This is a genomic window from Deltaproteobacteria bacterium, assembly GCA_011375175.1.
GTDB lineage: Bacteria > Desulfobacterota > GWC2-55-46 > GWC2-55-46 > DRME01 > DRME01.
This window is the reverse complement of record DRME01000127.1, coordinates 20,934-37,039: the sequence shown is the minus strand read 5'-3', so window position 1 is coordinate 37,039 and position 16,106 is coordinate 20,934. Positions and strand designations below refer to the sequence as shown.

The window sequence follows — 16,106 nt, the reverse complement described above, 5'->3', positions numbered from 1 at the left end:
TCCCTCAGACTCCCTCCAAAAACTTTTAACGCGAGTTGGTTTCCCCCTGTTTTGCCTGGCAAAACAGGGGGAAACCAACTCGTATTGAAAGTCTTTGAAGGGGGTCTGGGGGAAACTTTCTACAGAAAGTTTCCCCCAGAGTAATTAATTGGACGCTCATGAGAATCAATGCGGCTCAAGGAGCAAACAAAAAGTTTTTGGAGGGAGTCTGAGGGAACCGTGGGTCTGTGACCCTTTGCAAAAAGGTTCCATCAGTGGAAGAAGAAGCGGCGCTTGCGCTTGTTTCTCCTCTTGCCGTCGCCGTCGAGGCCGGAGACTATGACCTCGTCGTCCTCGCCGAGACCCTTCACTATCTCGGTCTTCACTCCGTCGGTCTTGCCGGTCTCCACCTCAACGGCCACGGGGCGTCCGGCCCGGACCACATGGACCACCGTCTTGCCGCTCTTCGTCCTCACGGCCTCGGCCGGCGCGAGGAGCACGCCCCTTCTAACTTCGGTGACGATCTCCACTCCGGCGGTCATGCCCGGCTTGAGCAGTTCCCTGTCGCGGTCCTCGACCCCGATCTCCACGTCGAAGACCGTCACCGTCCTCTCGACCCGCCCCTGGGGGAGTATCCTCGTCACCTTGCCGGTGAAGGCCCTGTCGGGCCAGGCGTCGACCGTTATGATCGCCTCCTGGCCCTCCCTGACCGCCCCTATGTCCACCTCGTCGACCATGGCCTTCACGTTGAGACGGTCCAGGTCGGCCATGGTGAAGAGCGGCGTGCCTTCCGACGCCGAAGAGAGGGTGGAGGAGATGACCTGTCCCTCCTCGACGAACTTCTTGAGTATCGTGCCCGTAATGGGCGAGCGCACCTGCGTGTCGGCCAGCCTCTTCTGCGCCTCGCTCAGGGCCTCGCGGGCGCGGATGAGCTCGGCCTCGGCGATCTTGACGTCGCTTACGGCCTTGGCAAGGGCTATCTCGGCGTCGTCGAGGTCCTGGCGGGAGATGACGCCGTTTTTGAAGAGCCTGGTCGTCCGTTTCAGCTTGAGCCTTGCGTCCCTTTCGGCGATCCTCGCCTTGTCGAGCCGCCCCTCGGCCATGAGCGTGTCGGCCGTGGCCTGGTTCACCCGCGACTTCTCCGTCTCCGGGTCGAGGGTGACGACGATCTGACCCTTGCGCAGCCGGTCGCCTTCCCTGAACGGAAAGGTCCTTATCTCGCCGCCGGCCTTGCTCTTGACCTCCACCTCCACAAGGGGGGTCACCACACCGGTGGCCGAGACCGTGAGTCGCAGGTCCCCGCGCTCTGCCGGGGCGACGGTGAAGGCGGAGGTCTCCGTGTCGTCGTCGGGAGCCAGGAGCCTCTCTCCGTAGAAGTGCCACAGCGCCCAGAGCGCGGCGGCGGCGAGTATGACCGCAAGCAGCCTCTTCAAGATATGCCGCCGCTCCTTCCCGCCGGTCCGCCTCCGTCGAGCTCTATGTCGTAGTCCTCCATGAGGGTGCCCCTCTCCTTGCGCAAGAGCGTTAGCGACTTGTTGTAGTCCGCGAGGGCCCTGATCTCGGCCGAGCGGGCCTCGGTGAGCTTTTGCTGGTACTCGAGGACGTTGAAGGTGGTGGAGAGACCGGCGGCGAGCTTTTCCTGCTCGGCCCTCAGCGACTCCTCGGCGAGACGGACCGAGCGGCGGGCCGCCCTCACCCGCTCCTCGGCGGCGGTGATCTCCCTGAGGGCGTTGTCGACGGCCACGATTATCCGCTGCTCCAGGCGCTTGAGCTCGAGCAGCGCCCGGCGCGCCTCGAGGCGCGCCCCGCCGAGCTCTCCGCCGGCCACGCGGTTGCCCAGCGGGTAGCGCACCGTCACCCCTATGGACCACTCGGGATTGCCGGAGAAGGACTCGACGGCGTCGAAGAAATTAGTGCCCAGCCCGTTGTAGCCGTAGCTCGCCTCGAGGTCCACGCTCGGGTAGAGCTGGTTCTCGGCGTAGCGCACCTTTATGCGGCTCTCCTCGATGGCGAGCTTCCTGGCCAGGTAGTCGGGCCTCTTGGCCAGTGCCGTTCTCACATTCTCTTCGAGCGAGTAGCGCACGGGCAGGAGCCTGGGGCTGTCGGTGGGCAGGACCGCCACGTCGCGAAGGGCCATGATGTCGCTCGATATCATGAGCTTGAGGGCGTTCTCCTTGACGGTGATGTCCCGGCGGGCGAGGATCACGGCTTCGCGCCGGGCGGCCACCCCGGCCTCGGCCTGCGTTACGTCGAGGGGCGATGCCACTTCGGCGTCGAGCTTGCGGCGGTTGAGCTCGACGAGCGCCTCGGCGAGCCTTACCGACTCCTCCCTGACCTTCAGCTCCTCACGCGCCGCCACGAGGTCCCAGTAGGCCGTGATGTAGGCCGCGAGGGTGTCGAGTATGCGCCCGCGCAGCTCGTTCTCCGACACGGCCAGGGCCTTGCGGGCGAGCTCGATCCTGTAGCGCGTCGAGTCGGAGCCGAAGCCCTTGAGCAGCGGCTGTGTGAGCGTGATGCCGGCGAAGGCGTCATACTCGAAGGTGAAGCGGTTGAAGGTGTCGGCCGACCAGTTGTCCTTGAACTCGAGGGTGTAGGTGGTGCCCAGCGGGACCGTGCCCGTGAGTCCCGTTGAGAAGGTGTAGCTCTTCGACTGGATGGCCCGCAGTCCTCCGGCTGCAACGGAGCTGCGCGTGGTGAGCGGGCGCGTGGAGTCGAGCCGCTTTATGGAGCCGAAGAGCTCGACGTCGAATAGCCCCTCTTCGCTCTCCAGGGCCTTCTCCTTCAGGCGGGGCGTGATGCGCTCGACGGCGAGATCGAGGTTGTTGGCCAGCACCAGCGGTATGCCTTCTTCCAGAGACAGGCGCATGGTTTCGCGCCGCTGTGCGGCCGCGCAGAGCGGAGGCGGGATGACCAGGACGGCGGCGAGAAGCACCGCCGCGGCGGCGCTTGAGAGCCTTGCCGCCATGTATCCGGGGCGGGGCCTTCCCCGCCCCCCTGCCTGCAAAGGCATACCGACCTTTCCCGACCGACTCACGGCGTTCCGACGCGGAGAAGAGTGCGCGCCTGCGGCCGCACCGCCCTGTGGCCTCAGTCCTCGCCCCTCTTGGAGAGCGGAGCCTTTCCGGGCGGGTGCTCAAGCACGACCCGGCGCGGCCCGACGGCCCCGGAGTTGTCCTTGGGCGCCGCCGTCTTCCTCATGACATGGAGTCTGCCCTGGGCCCTGAGCCTCTCGTAGATCCTTATCCAGGCGCAGCGGTTGTCGAGGTTGACCTCGCACATGCCCCCGTCCACGACCCCCCCGCAGGGACCGTTGAGCAGCCCCTTGGGACACTGCGTGTGGGGACAGACGGCCGCCGTCCTGCCGAGCTCGCATACGCCGCACAGGGCGCATCCCTCGAAGAAACGCCCCACACGCTCCACCGAGGCGAGGAAGATGGAGTCGAGGGCCGGCAGCACGGGCTGGGTCGCGGGGGCCGCCTCGGCCACGGTCCTTACACCGGCGCCGCAGGCGAGCACCAGCACGGCGTCGGCGCCCGAAAGGGCCTCGTTGCGTCGGTACTCGCGCTTTACGAGCTGGAGATAGCAGGTCTCATCCACGATGGAGCCGCCCGTCACGCGGAAACCCCGCTCCCTGAGGACCGCCTCCATGGCCCCGAGTTCCTCGGGCCCGCCGGTGCGGCACTGCTGGGCGCAGGAGTCGCAGCCGAAGAGGTGGACGCTGCGGGCCGGCCCCAGGCTCTCCACTATCTCGTCTATCTCCTTTGTGGCGGTGACTATCACTGGGATATCAGGGGATCTCAGACGCCGCAGAGGCCGGCCGAGCGCCGGGCCGCGTCGACGGTGTTGTGCAGCAGCATGGCTATGGTCATGGGACCGACGCCGCCGGGCACCGGTGTGATATACGAGGCCCGCTCCCTGGCCTCGTCGAACTGTACGTCGCCGACGAGCTTCCCCTCGGCCGTACGGTTTATGCCCACGTCTATCACCACGGCGCCGGGCTTTATCCACTCGCCGCGGACGAACTCGGGCCTTCCAACGGCGGCGACGACCACGTCGGCCGAGGCGACCCTGGCGGCTATGTCACGGGTGCGCGAGTGGCAGATGGTCACCGTCGCGTTGCGGCGCAGCAGCATCACGGCCGCCGGCTTGCCGACGATGTTGCTGCGACCTACGACCACCGCCTCCCTGCCTTCCAGGTCAACGCCGGTCGAGTCGATGAGCTTCATGATGCCAAGCGGCGTGCACGGCTCGAGCACCGGACTCCCGACAAGCAGCCTGCCGACGTTGTAGGGATGGAAGCCGTCCACGTCCTTGTCCGGCGAGATGGCCTCTATCACCGCGTCCTCGTCCATGTGACCGGGCAGGGGAAGCTGCACCAGTATGCCGTGCACCGAGCTGTCGCTGTTGAGGTCCGAGATGAGCCCAACGAGCTCGTCCTGCCCGCTATCGGCGTCGAGCGTGTACTTCATGGACCGTATGCCCACCTCGTCGCAGGCACGGCCCTTGTTTCTAACATATATCTGAGAGGCCGGGTCCTCGCCCACAAGGATGACGGCCAGCCCGGGCACGAAACCGCACTCCCGCTTCATCCGCCGAACCTCATCGCCGAGCCTCTCCTTCACACCCCTTGCCACAGCCTTGCCGTCTATTACTTCCCCCACTTCGTAACTCCCCGGATTTTTTAGACTACAGTATACTCAAGCCCCAGGCCCTTGTAAAGACCTTTCGCCAAAACCAACCGCAGGCTTAATTGCTTGACAGAAGATACCCCGCTTTATATCCTTAAAGGAAATTCTGATTTTTTCACCGGGGGAAACTTTCTGTAGAAAGTTTCCCCCGGACCCCCTTCAAAGACTTTCAATTCCCCGCGGGTCTTCTCGATTTTGCTTGCAAAATCGAGAAGACCCGCGGGGCGTTGAAAGTTTTTGGAGGGAGTCTGAGGGAACCTTTTTACAAAAAGGTTCCCTCAGTGGAATAATTCAGAATTTCCTTTAAAAAAGGAGGGGGTGTCATGTCGGGATTTTGGGACAAGGTGAGGGACGACCTTGCAAAGGCTGTGGAGGAAGGCTGGGAGGCTGTCAAGGACGGCGCCAAGATAGCGGCCGAGAAGGGTGAGGAGTACGCCAGGATAGGCAAGCTCCGTTACCGGGCCTATGCGCTCCACAGGGAGGTGGAGAAGCGTTTCGCCGATCTTGGCGGCATGGTATACGACATGGCCGGACCTCCCTGGGAGAATCCGCTCTCCAACACGGAGGTGCGCAGGATAATCGACGACATAAGGCGTCTCGAGGAGGAGACGGCGAGGGTGGAGGACGAGATAGCGCTTGTTAAGCAGCGCATGGAGCAGAAGGAGTCGCAGCAGGAGTCCTCCGACCGGCGGCAATCCGGCTCTCCCGGAGGCGGGGCCGAAGGGGGCGGGGCTGAAGGCGGAAGACCCGAAGGGGGGGGAGGCGGCGCGGACAAGGCCGACAAGGGCGGCGGCTGATCCCCCCGGCCGTCCGTTCCGCCCGCCTTCATGGGCGGCGCACAGGGAGACCCATTGGAAGGCATTCCCCTCTTACACGACATAACCGTGCTCATGGCGGTGTCGGTGCCCATCAGCATCCTCTTCGCCAGGGCGGGCCTGCCCACGATAATCGGTTTTCTCGTCACGGGCATCATCATCGGCCCCTCCGGCCTGGGACTTGTCACCACCCACGGCGAGGTCGAGATGCTCGCCGAGATCGGCATCGTCCTGCTTCTCTTCACCATCGGCATCGAGTTCTCGCTCACCAAGCTTCTGAGCATACGCCGGGCCGCTCTGCTCGGCGGCGGGCTGCAGGTGACGGTCACAATGGCCGTGGCCTTTGCCGCGGCGACGGCCTTCGGTCTCGACACCCCGGCGGCGCTCGTCATCGGTTTTGCCGTGGCGCTCTCGTCGTCGGCCATCGTGCTGAAGCTGCTCGTCGACTCCGGCGAGGCGAGTTCGTCGCACGGCAACCAGTCGGTGGCCATACTGCTCTTCCAGGACATCTGCGTGGTGCTCATGGTCATGGTCGTCCAGGGCATGGGGGAGCAGGGGGGGACTTCCGCCTTCGCGCTGCTCAGGGGGCTGGCAACGGCCCTCGTCATGATAGCCGCCATAATAGCGGCGGCATCGTACCTCATACCCGCGCTCTTCCACCATGTGGCCAGGCTCAGAAACCGCGAGGTCTTCATCCTCACCATCGTGCTCGTATGCCTCGGGTCGGCGTGGGTGGCCTTCGAGGCCGGGCTTTCTCTCGCCATGGGCGCCTTCATCGCCGGCCTTGTCATCTCCGAGTCCGAGTACTCGAACCAGATAGTGGCCGAGGTCCTTCCCTTCAGGGACACCTTTGCGAGCCTTTTCTTCATATCGGTGGGCATGCTCCTCGACGCGCGCTACTTCCTCGACAACGTGGGCTCACTGGTGCTGCTGGCCGCGGCCGTAATGGCCGTCAAGGCCTTCATCGTCATCGCCGTGGGGCAGATGCTGCGAAACCCCTTGAGGCTCTCCATAATCGTCGGCCTGAGCATCGCCCAGGTCGGTGAGTTCTCGTTCATACTCATGAAGCTCGGCCGTGACTACGGCATACTGAGCAGCGGCGCATACCAGACGCTTCTGGCCGTCTCCATAATGACCATGGCCGCCACTCCCTTCGTATTCCAGTGGGCGCCGGCCGCGGCGCTCTCGGCGGCCCGTCTTCTCGGCACCGTCGCGGCCGGCGCCTCGGCCGAGGGACGGCGTCGCATGGCCTCGCTCTCCAACCACGTCGTGATAATAGGTTACGGTCTCAACGGCCGCAACCTCGCGCGGGTGTTGAAGGAAGTGGGGATTGCCTACCTCGTGATGGACATGAGCCCCGAGCGCGTGCGCGAGGCCAAGAAGGCGGGCCACCGTGCCTATTACGGCGACGCCAGCCACCCGGAGATGCTAAGGCGCATGGGCATAGAGAAGGCCCAGATGCTGGTGGTGGCCATAGACGACCCCCTCTCCACGCGGCGCATCGTCAAGAGCGCCCGTGACCTCAACCCCAACCTCTCCATACTCGTGAGGACGCGCTACATAAAGGAAGTGGAGGAGCTGCGCCGCCTCGGGGCAAACCAGGTCATACCCGAGGAGTTCGAGACCTCCGTGGAGATCTTCGCCAGGGTGCTCAGGGACTACCGCGTTCCGGCCAACATCATACAGAACCAGATAGACCTGGTGCGCCAAGAGGGGTACGCCATGCTGAGAAACCCCTCCATGTCGAGCCAAGCCATGGCCGAGCTCACCCGGGTCCTCGAGGCGAGTGTGATGGACACCTTCTACGTGGACGAAAAGAGCGCCGCGGCGGGCAAGAGCATAGGCGAGATCGATCTAAAGAGGCTCACGGGCGCCACGGTCATGGCCGTGGTGAGGAAGGGAGAGGCCAGGACAAACCCGCCGCCCGACTTCGTAGTAGGGGAGGGCGACATAGTGGTTCTGCTCGGAAGCCACGCCGAGCTCAACAGCGCCATCGGAGTTCTCAAAGGGCCGGGCGGCGGGCCGCCCGCCTGAAACTTCCCGGCGGCGCAAGGGCCCGTGGGGGCAATCGGCCGTCGGCCATGAAAAAAGGGGCCGTTGAAGCCCCTTTTGTGTTTGCCGGCCGGAAGGCCGCTTCCTTCTACCGGTCTTCGGGCAGCTTGTAGCCCTTGCCGGCGAACTGGACGTTGGCGGCGTCGTGGCAGCGCGGCGGCGATACGGCGTGGACTCCGCCGCACTTGGGGCACTTGAAGACGAAAGTGGTCATCTGGAACCGCTCGCCGCAGCCGTGGCACTCCACTTCGAGTCCCCCGTTCGGTATGGGGGCGCCGGCCACGGCCCCGCCGTGAGCGTTGTATACGAACTCGACGAGCTCGAGCCCTTCCGAGAAAGGCCCGCCTACGCCGTCAGAGCAGCTTCCGCAGTCACCCATGTAAAGACCTCCCTTGTTTCGTTCTGTATTGTTCAGGAAGCACCTGTTGATTGTCCCGCCGACAGTGATATTATAAACGTTTCGCCGTTCCCGGTCAACCCCGGCGTGGGTGGGGGGGAGGGGAGGTGTGGCGGGGGTGGGTGCGGGATGCGGCGGTTCATATGACGGCGTTCACCATCTCCCTCATCGAGGCCATCTCGTCTCCTATCGACTTCAGCGAAGCCTCCTCGACCTCTATGGAGCGCAGCCGCAGCGCGGTGTCGCTCGTATCCCTGCCGTTGGCCATGGCGTCGGCAAGGAAGACCGTCTCCACCATGGCGCTCTCCGAGGGGGTCTTCTCCGGGGCATGGTGGTGGACGATCACCTCCTTCACCACATCGGAAAAACGCCACCTGGCGGCCAGCAACCCTCCGGCCTCGCAGTGAAAGAGCGCGGCGATCTCGTCCATATCGTCGTCGTCGATCCAGTCGAGACCCTTGAGGCTGAAGAGCAGGGTCTTGCCTATGTCGTGGAGGAGCCCGCAGACAAAGGCCTCTTCCGGGTCGAGGCGGAGACTTTCGGCCAGGCGTCTTGCGATGAAGGCGCAAAGGAGGCTGTGTCGCAGCACATCCTTCACCTTGCGCTCGTTGGCGGCCGTCGCGGCGCTCATGGTGTGGACCGTCACGATGCCGAGCACCGCCTTGAAGCCCAGGTAGACGACGGCCTGCTGCAGCGACGTCACCTCGCCGGAGAGGCCGTAGAAGGCCGAGTTGACGACGCGGAGAAGCCTCGAGGTGAGTATCTGGTCGGCCATGATTATCTTCACTATCTCCCGGACCGGCGCATCGTCGCGCCTCATGATGTCGTGGATCTTCGTCATGATGTCGGGCACCGGAGGGAGCTCGATGCTCCCCTCGTCGAGGCCGGCGCGGAGCTGCTCCATGAACTCCCGCCCCTCGTCGCTCACCCGTTTCCTCGCCTCGTCGAAGCGGCGCACCGACTCGAAGAGCACGAAAGAGGTGTTGAGCTTGATGGGACCGTCGTCCACCTCGGCAGGCACCTCGTCAGTGAACTCGAAGGTGCCGTTCTCCCAGTGGAGGGCGTCGGTGAAGGCGACCTCGGCGCATTGGACCAGGGCCGCTTCGAGCCCCGCCATGTCGACGATCCCTTCGGAGATGAGATGACCCGTGAAGGGCACGCCGAGGCTGCGCGAGACTTCGAGGGCCCGGCGCACGGCCTCGGCGTCCACGTCATTGCGGTCCTCCAGTATCTCGCCGAGCCTCTCGCCGCTCTTGCCCGAGGCCACGTAGATGATCTTCCCCTCCTGGAGATAGAACTTCTTCGATACGCCGCCGTTTGAGATGGTGAGCGTGCCGGTCTTGGAGTTCATGTCCGCCCACTGGGCGAGTTCCGTAAGGTGCATGAGCGAGAGGTCGCCGGTTATCCTCTTCATCGTCTCTCCCGGTGTCTGTGCTTTCGAGGGCCGCAGGGGAAAAGGCCGCGCCATGGCTTCTTATCGGCAGATACCGGTTCTTTTTTAGGCCCCCGCGGGATCTTCAGCCGCCGGCACGGCAGGGCTCACGAGTCCGCGTCGGCGGCGCGCTCCGCTCCCCCTATCTTCGGCACGGCCGCAAGGAGGGTCTTGGTGTAGGAGTGACGGGGGGCGGCGAATATCTCTTCCGTAGCCCCCCGCTCGACGATCTTTCCCATGTACATGACGGCCACCTCGTCGGCTATGTATTCGACTACGCCGAGGTCGTGGGTTATGAAGAGGAAGGAGAGGCCGAGCTCGCGCTGGATGGACTTGAGGAGGTTGAGTATCTGGGCCTGCACCGATACGTCGAGCGCGCTCGTGGCCTCGTCGCATACGATGAACTCGGGGTCCACGGCCAGGGCCCTGGCTATGCCTATGCGCTGGCGCTGGCCGCCGGAGAACTCGTGGGGGTAGCGCCTGGCCATCTCCGGCGAGAGCCCCACGCGCTCCATGACGGCCGCCGCCTTCGCCTGCCTCGCCGTCCTGTCCATCTCCGGTTTCAGTGACTTCAGCCCCTCCTCGATTATGTCGCCCACCTTCATGCGGGGATTGAGCGAGGAGTAGGGGTCCTGGAAGATTATCTGGAGGAGGCTGCGGTAGGGGCGCAGCTGCGCCGGCGAAAGCCCCGTCAGTTCGCGGCCCTTGAAGCGTATGGAGCCGGCCGTGGGTTCGATGAGCCGCAGTATGGACTTTCCGGCCGTCGTCTTGCCGCATCCCGACTCCCCCACGAGCGCAAGCGTCGAGCCCTTGCGCACCGTGAGGTCTATGCCGTCCACGGCCCTGACGTGGCCTACGACACGCTTGAAGAGTCCCTTCCTTATGGCGTAGTAGGTCCTGAGCCCCCTCACCTCGAGGAGTGTGTCACGCCGGGCGAATGGGATGTTTACGGGCGCAGGCGCCGGTTCCCCGGTCCCGCGGCCCACGGGCTCGGCCGCGGGAGAGGCCATGAAGGAGCGGTCGTAGAGGTGGCAGGCCGCACTGTGGCCGGGCTCGACCTCCACGAGCGGCGGCTCCGCCGCGGCGCAGCCCTTCATCTCGCGGTGGCAGCGGCCGGAAAAGCGGCAGCCCGGCGGGAAGTCGGTGGCCGGCGGGACGCTGCCCGGTATGGTGTCGAGTGCCGCGCCCCGTTTGTCGGCCCCCGGCACGCTCCGAAGCAGCTTGAGCGTATAGGGGTGGAGGGGGTTTCTGAAGAGCGCCGCCGTGGAGGCCGTCTCCACCATCTTCCCGCCGTACATGACGCCCACGCGGCCGGCGTTGCGGTAGACGACGGCGAGGTTGTGGGTTATGAGGAGCACGGCCGTGCGGAGCTCGCGCTGGAGCTCCCTTATGAGCCCCAGTATCTGGTCCTGGATCGTCACGTCCAGGGCGGTGGTGGGTTCGTCGGCTATGAGGAGCTCGGGCCTGCAGGCCAGCGCTATGGCTATCATAACCCGCTGGCGCATCCCCCCCGAGAGCCTGTGGGGATACTCGTCGTAGAGGGCGCCGGGGTCGGGAAGCCCCACCCTGCCGAGCATCTCCACGGCCGCCGCCCTCGCCTCGCGGCGGCTCTTGCCCTGGTGGAGCCGCACGGACTCGGCTATCTGTTCGCCTATGGTGAAGACCGGGTTGAGCGAGGTCATGGGCTCCTGGAAGATCATGGAGATGTCGTTGCCCCGTATCCTGCGCTTCTCGGTCTCCGGCAGCTTTACGATGTTGCGTCCCCGCAGCAGTATCTCGCCCCCCGCTATGAAGCCCGCGGGCTCGGCGACGAGCTGGATTATGGAGAGGGCCGTCACCGACTTGCCGCAGCCCGACTCGCCGACGAGCGCAAAGGTCTCGCCCTCTCTTATGGAGAAGGAGACGCCGTCCACGGCCTTTGCCGTACCGGCGGGTGTCCTGAAGTAGGTCCTGAGATCCCTTACCTCGATCACCGGCGCCGTATCTTCATTTCTCAGATGGGACATATCCGTATCCTCAAGGACCCGCTCTTCCAGTAATTTGCTCTTCGAGCCGCGTCGGCTCTCGTGATCGTCCAAGGAGGCGAGGTTCTTAGGCCCAAGTTAAAAGTCTTTGAAGGGGTCTGGGGGAAACGTGGGCCTATGGCCCTTCTTCAGAAAGTTTCCCCCAGGCTGCCCGCGCCGGCTGCCTCTGGGGGGCTGTGCCGGGGGACCGCCCCCTCGGGGCAACGGCGGCAAGAGGAAGGCCGCCTCATGGCGAGGCAGAGCGGAGTTTGCTCAAAGCCTTCCGCCGCGCAGACGCGGGTCGAGGGCGTCGCGCACGGCGTCGCCGAAGATGTTGGCCGGAAGCACGAGGCCGAACATGAAGATGAAGGCCGCCGTGAGGTTCCACCATACGACCGGCTCGCGGCTCAGCTCGAGGCGGGCCGTGTTGATCATGTTGCCCCAGCTCCCCATCTCGGGGCTCACGCCTATGCCCAGGTAGCTCAGTATGGCCTCGGCGAGCACGAGGCCGCTGAACTGGAGGACCATGGTTATGAGAACCAGGTGCATCACGTTGGGCACTATGTGGCGGTAGAGGATGGTGGCGTTGCGCACGCCGAAGGCCCTGGCCGCCTGCACGTACTCCAGTTCGCGCAGCTTGAGCGTCTCCCCCCTTATGATACGGCACAGGTCGGTCCACGACGTCACCCCCATGATGATGCAGAGCCAGAAGAGGCGGTCGAAGGGGACGAAGAAGCCGAGGTATATGTCCCTCTCCGTTATGAGCCCACCCTGGTAGCCTTCGGTGCCGAATATGAGCATGAAGGCCACGATGAGGAGCACCGAGGGGATGGAGGCGAGCGTTGTGTATATGTACTGGATGACGTCGTCGATGACGCCGCCGAAGTAGCCCGCCGTGACGCCGAAGAGTATGGCGAAGGGGATCATGAGGAGGGTGGCGCCCGTGCCTATGACGACACCGGTCCTTATGCCCTTGACGGCCGCAAGGAGCACGTCGGAGCCCACCTTGTCGGTGCCGAGCAGGTGGCTTCGCGGGTGCCTGAGCGGCGGATAGTCGCGCACGAGCGTGCCGTCGGGCAGCTTCATCGTCTCCTTTACGAACAGACGGGTCGCCAGGGGCGCCGAAAAGGTCTTTTCCCTGTTGACCCTGAGCTTCCAGAGCATGCGGTCCAGGAGCGAGAGGGCCTGGGGGCTGTATATGGGATCGCCCTGGGCGCTCACCGCGGGCCTTCCCTCTTCATCGAGCACGGGGTCGCGCCACCTTATGGAGTCGGCCAGAGCCACGAGGGCGTAGAGCGAGAGTACGGCCATGGAGATCACGGCGAGCCTGTTCCTTCGCAGATCGGACCAGAGCTCGCGCAGACGCTCGCTCGAACGTCCCGCGACGGCCATGTAGAGGAGCACGGCGAAGAGGACGAATACTATCATGTCTGTAGCGAGCACTACGGGCATGGACGACACCTACTGGAGCCTTACGCGCGGGTCCACGAGCGTGTAGCTTATGTCGGTCATGACGAGTCCCGCGATGTAGAGTATGGAGCCCAGGTAGACCATGGACCTCACTATGGCGAAGTCCTGGGACTGGATGGCGTCTATGGTGAAGCTGCCCAGACCCGGTATGGCGAAGAAGGCCTCGAGCAGCAGGCTTCCGTAGAAGAGGAACGGTATGGAGACGACCACGTTGGTCAGTATGGGTATCATGGCGTTCTTGAGGCCGTGCTTGAAGAGCACGGTCCCCTCGGAGAGTCCCTTGGCCCTGGCGGTCCTTATGTAGTCCTTGTTTATCTCCTCGAGGAAGACCGTCCTGTAGAAACGCACGCCTCCGCCCAGCGAGCTTATTATGCCTATTATGACGGGCAGGACGACGAACTTCACCGAGAATAGCCCCGTGTCGTAGCCCGATATGGGGAAGAGCCTGAGGACCTTGCCGAGCAGGTACTGGCCCCCTATGATGTAGAAGAGCGCCGATATGCTCATCATGACGACACAGAGCACCACGCCCCAGACGTCGAGGTAGGTGCCGCGGAAGTAGGCCACTATCATGGCGAAGGTGAGGTTGGTGAGGATGCCGATTATGAAGATGGGGATCGATATCTTAAGGCTCGGCCACATCCGTTTTCTTATCTCCGCGCCTATGTCGATGTTGTTGCGGTCCGACTTCCCGAAGTCGAACCACAGAAGCGGCGCCGACTTCTGGAAGAAGATGGTCTGGGTCACGACGGCGAGTCCCGACTCGGCGGTGTTCACAAAGAGCGGCAGGTTGTAGCCGTTGTCGCGCTTCCAGTTCTCTATGGCCTCCCTGGTTATGTGCTTTTCGCCCAGTATCTTGCGCGCCATGTCGTCGGGCGTGTTGACGTAGAAGAAGAGAAGCGCCGTCAGGAGGTTTACGCCTATGATTATGGGAACGGCGTAGAGTATGCGTCTTATGATGTAGGCAAGCATCTTCTCAGAGCCCCATCCTTCTCTTCACCGACAGCACGGCCGGAAGCGACCCCGCCACGAGGACGGCCGCCGCGGCCGCCAGGGGCCAGGGGTTGGGGCGGTTCCACCTGTAGCGCAGCTCCTCGCGCGCCCTGCCGTCGATCTTTATGTACTTCATCGTGTTGTTGGCCATGGGGTTGCTCTTGACGTTGCCCACCCAGCCGTGGACGAGCGAGAAGGCCACGGGGTGGAAGCCCCATACCCAGGGGCCGTCGCGGCGCACGATATCGGTCATGCGTCTTATGATCTCCAGTCTCCGCGGCGAGTTCTCCATGGCCTTCATCTCGTCGAAGAGCCTGTCGAACTCCGGGTTCTCGTAGTTAGCCGCGTTCTCGCCCTGGTGTTTCACCTTGCCGTTTGCGCCGACGAGCAGGAAGAAGAAGTTTTCCGGGTCCGGGTAGTCGGCGTTCCATCCCCAGCTGAAGATCTGGAAGTTGCCCTTGCGCATCTTCTCCTGGAAGCGGTTGTAGTCGGTCGTGCGGTTCTCGAGCTGGATGCCGAGCAGCTTGAGCCTGTTTATGTACCAGTTGATGAGCGAGGCCGAGTCCGGGCCGGTCCAGGCGTTGTCGAATGTGATGATGAGGGGTCTTCCTTCCCTGTCGCGGCCGCCGGGATATCCGGCCTCGGCCAGCAGCCTTCTGGCCTCGTCGATGGACTTGCGCACCGGCGCGCCCCTTTGCTCGTCCCAGTCGTAGACGTAGGGGTTGATCCCCTCGCGGCCCTCGATGTAGCCGAAGATGCCGGGCGGCAGGGGGCCCATGGCCGGGATGCCGCGTCCGTTGTTGAATATCTCGATGTACTCCTCGTAGTCGAGGGCGATGGCTATGGCGCGGCGCAGCTTCCGTTTCTCCTCGCCGTAGCCGCCCACCACGTCGTCGAGCATGTTGAACCCTATGTAGTAGGTCGAGGGCCGCACCGACGTGATGAGCCGTATGCCCTTGTCCTTCATGAAGCCCGTGAGCGCGGCCTTGCCCTCGGCCGTGAGTGTAACGGCCTGGTCGAAGCTGTCGGACGTGATGCCGGAGTTGTCGTAGTAGCCCTGGAGGAACTTGTTCCACCGGGGGATGGCCTCCTTTTCGAGCTTGAAGACTATGCGGTCCACGAAGGGAAGCGGTCTGCCCGCGTCGTCGAGCAGTCCCGCCGCGCCGTCGCCTACCTCGCCGGTTCCGGGGTAACTCTCGCCGTGGAAGTTCTCGTTCCTTGCGAGCACTATCTCCATGTTGGGGTTGTAGGTCTCAATGCGGTAGGGGCCCGTGCCGACGGGGAAGCGGTCTATGGTGATGTTTCGCTCCTGGAGAGGACCCTGTTTGTAGAATCGCACGGCCTCCCGGGGCACGGGCGAGAAGAACGGCATGGCGAGCCAGTAGAGGAACTGGGGGTACTTGGTCTTGAGTATTATCCTGTAGGTGTGGGAGTCGACCTTCTCCACCCCCGGGAGCTCGAACTTGTCGTAATCGAGGCGTATGGGGTTTCGCATCTCGTCGGCGAGACGGTTGTAGGCCGCCCCCGCCGCTTCCCTGCGCCTCTTTCTCGTCTCCTCGAGTTCGGCCCGCAGCGCCTGTGCGTACTCCGAGAGGCCGAGGATGTATTCTTCGAGTATGGAGAGCACGGGGCTGTGGAGCTGCGGGTCGGCAAGGCGCTTTATCTGGAAGATGAAGTCGTCGGCCGTGAGCTCGCGCGTTCCGGTGTGCTCGAAGTCCCCGATCTCCTCTATGTCTTCCACGTCCTCGTCGGTGAGGTCCATGTAGCGGGGACGGCCCTCCTCGTCGAGGGCGAAGGCCGGGTGGGGCTGGTAGAAGATCCCCCGTTTCACCTTTATCTCGTAGACGGCGCGGGCCACGAGCCCGGCCGGCGCGTCGGGCGGAAGCGCCTTGCCCGATGCGTCGTAGTAGACCGGCTGCGGCACCTCCTCGGCCGAGAGGGGAACGAGGCGGTAGGGACGGTCGAGGTAGTGGTACTGGAAGGGAGGCTCGTAGATCTGGGCGAGGAAGTCGTACTCGTTGGAGCTGTAGGAGCGCGCCGGGTCGAGGTGCTTGGGCGGCTCGGCGAAGCTGGTGTAGAAGATGTTGGCGCCCCGCTCTTCGGGCCGGTAGGGATGGTTGGGCGTGCAGGCGCCGGCGACGGCGGTCAGCCCAAGCACAAAGAGCGCCGCCGCAAGCGCTGCGGCGCCTCTGTTCTTCTTCTCGCTCAGCGCCTCCATCAGACCCCGGGACGTTTCGGTGAAGTTGCGGGGGAGGGCTCTCTGGGCTTCCTCCCCGG

Annotated in this window: 12 protein-coding genes; 2 read left to right on the top strand and 10 right to left on the bottom strand. The window is 64.0% G+C overall.

What is annotated here, in order from left to right; all coding sequences use genetic code 11:
- Positions 1-251: 251 nt before the first annotated feature.
- From ENJ37_10165 to folD, 4 genes are all read right to left on the bottom strand, one after another.
- Positions 252-1,850: an efflux RND transporter periplasmic adaptor subunit gene (locus ENJ37_10165; GenBank protein ID HHL40861.1), complete on the bottom strand. Its 1,599-nt coding sequence runs from the start codon at positions 1,848-1,850 to the stop codon at positions 252-254.
- Entirely contained in the window at positions 1,409-2,989 is a 1,581-nt protein-coding gene (locus ENJ37_10160) for a TolC family protein (GenBank protein HHL40860.1), read from the bottom strand. The genes ENJ37_10165 and ENJ37_10160 overlap by 442 nt, the downstream gene beginning before the upstream one ends.
- A gap of 77 nt (positions 2,990-3,066) precedes the next feature.
- The gene (locus ENJ37_10155; GenBank protein ID HHL40859.1) at positions 3,067-3,759 is read right to left on the bottom strand and encodes a 5,10-methylenetetrahydrofolate reductase; all 693 of its coding nucleotides are present in this window, start codon (positions 3,757-3,759) and stop codon (positions 3,067-3,069) included.
- 17 nt (positions 3,760-3,776) lie between these two features.
- Entirely contained in the window at positions 3,777-4,640 is an 864-nt protein-coding gene (gene folD, locus ENJ37_10150; GenBank protein HHL40858.1) for a bifunctional methylenetetrahydrofolate dehydrogenase/methenyltetrahydrofolate cyclohydrolase FolD, read from the bottom strand.
- A 350-nt stretch (positions 4,641-4,990) separates the two neighbouring features.
- On the opposite strand from folD, the gene ENJ37_10145 reads away from it, so the two are divergent.
- Positions 4,991-5,464 carry a hypothetical protein gene (locus ENJ37_10145; protein HHL40857.1) on the top strand — a complete coding sequence of 158 codons (474 nt, stop codon included), beginning with the start codon at positions 4,991-4,993 and terminating at the stop codon, positions 5,462-5,464.
- Between the two features lie 30 nt (positions 5,465-5,494).
- Complete coding sequence (locus tag ENJ37_10140; GenBank protein ID HHL40856.1) at positions 5,495-7,516, top strand: hypothetical protein; 2,022 nt, start codon at positions 5,495-5,497, stop codon at positions 7,514-7,516.
- 106 nt (positions 7,517-7,622) lie between these two features.
- On the opposite strand, the gene ENJ37_10135 is transcribed toward ENJ37_10140, so the two are convergent.
- The 6 genes from ENJ37_10135 to ENJ37_10110 form a co-directional block, all read right to left on the bottom strand.
- The gene (locus ENJ37_10135; GenBank protein HHL40855.1) at positions 7,623-7,913 is read right to left on the bottom strand and encodes a hypothetical protein; all 291 of its coding nucleotides are present in this window, start codon (positions 7,911-7,913) and stop codon (positions 7,623-7,625) included.
- Positions 7,914-8,070: 157 nt separating this feature from the next.
- Positions 8,071-9,399 (bottom strand): HDOD domain-containing protein, encoded by a 1,329-nt coding sequence (locus ENJ37_10130; GenBank protein ID HHL40854.1) that lies wholly within the window; start codon positions 9,397-9,399, stop codon positions 8,071-8,073.
- A 71-nt stretch (positions 9,400-9,470) separates the two neighbouring features.
- Entirely contained in the window at positions 9,471-11,369 is a 1,899-nt protein-coding gene (locus ENJ37_10125; protein HHL40853.1) for a dipeptide ABC transporter ATP-binding protein, read from the bottom strand.
- Between the two features lie 270 nt (positions 11,370-11,639).
- Complete coding sequence (locus ENJ37_10120; protein HHL40852.1) at positions 11,640-12,818, bottom strand: ABC transporter permease; 1,179 nt, start codon at positions 12,816-12,818, stop codon at positions 11,640-11,642.
- A 9-nt stretch (positions 12,819-12,827) separates the two neighbouring features.
- Positions 12,828-13,808: an ABC transporter permease gene (locus tag ENJ37_10115; GenBank protein HHL40851.1), complete on the bottom strand. Its 981-nt coding sequence runs from the start codon at positions 13,806-13,808 to the stop codon at positions 12,828-12,830.
- A gap of 4 nt (positions 13,809-13,812) precedes the next feature.
- A complete protein-coding gene (locus ENJ37_10110) occupies positions 13,813-16,047 on the bottom strand; it encodes a peptide ABC transporter substrate-binding protein (protein ID HHL40850.1) in 2,235 nt (744 codons plus the stop codon).
- Positions 16,048-16,106 lie beyond the last annotated feature (59 nt).